The 986-nt window shown below is 67.0% G+C and carries 1 protein-coding gene; it reads right to left on the bottom strand.

Annotated elements, in window-relative coordinates; all coding sequences use genetic code 11:
- Nucleotides 1-48: 48 nt before the first annotated feature.
- A partial coding sequence (locus tag ACRWND_RS30835; protein ID WP_431955276.1) for an IS1634 family transposase occupies nucleotides 49-986 on the bottom strand: 938 nt, incomplete at its 5' end.

Raw genomic sequence — 986 nt, 5'->3', positions numbered from 1 at the left:
CTGTGGCCGCCTGGAGGGCGTGTCTCTAGGCGGTGGTGTTATGGCTGGTCAGCGCGGTGCGGGCTGAAGGCTGGCGATCTGCCTGGGGGCGGGGATGCCGAGCTTGGCGAGCAGGTCCTGCTGAGGCTTGGTGGGGGTGGTGACCTGCTGGAACGTGCCGGTGGGGCCGGTGAAGGTGCCCAGGTGGAGACGGTCGAGTTCGCGGCGGATTCGGGGCCAGGTGTCGCCGGTGGTGGTCTCGGCGATGCGGATGAGCAAGAGGGCGAGCCAGCACAGCAGGACGTGGGCGCGGATGCGTTCCTCGAGCCGGTGGTAGACCGGCCGCAGGTCGATGATCTGCTTCATATCGCGCCAGCCGCGTTCAACTTCCAAGAGGGCCTTGTAGCCGCGCGCGATGTCCTCGGCCGAGAGCTTGGGGTCGGAGGATCGCAGGAGGTACTTGCCGTCGAGGTTCTCCTCGGTCTTGATCCTGGCCTGGTCGATGCGGAGCTTGCCGGCGGGGGTGGTGCGCAAGTAGCGGTTCAGGCCGGGCTTGTCGGCGATCTTGCCGCGCAGTTCGCCGCGCTTGAAGTCGCTGAGCTTGTCGGAGTCTGCGATCAGCTCGGTGAGCTGGGCGACGAGTTGCTCGCGTATGTGTTGGTCACGGACCGCGGCTTCGGGGTTGTGACAGATGACGAACCGTTCGGTGTCGCTGATCCGCACTTCCTTGACACGCATGTTCCCGGTGATGTCCTGGTAGCGGCCCTGCCGGGACAGGGCCTGCTTGACCTCGGGGGATGTGGTGCGGAGCTTCTCGCCGATGATGTAGGCGTCGGTGCCGCTGCGCAGGTAGCGGCGGTTGCGGTCGGAGGAGAAGCCCCGGTCGGCGACCCACACGATCTTGGAGAGGGTCCAGTCCCGCATGTCGTCCTTGACCTGCCGGATCAGGGTCTGGTCGGAGGCATTGCCGGGCCACGACCAGACGCGGACCGGGATGCCGTCGCGGG

Origin of the sequence: Actinacidiphila sp. bgisy167, from assembly GCF_965342175.1 — a bacterium.
Taxonomy (GTDB): Bacteria; Actinomycetota; Actinomycetes; order Streptomycetales; family Streptomycetaceae; genus Actinacidiphila.
This window is presented reverse-complemented; position numbering and strand designations above follow the sequence as displayed.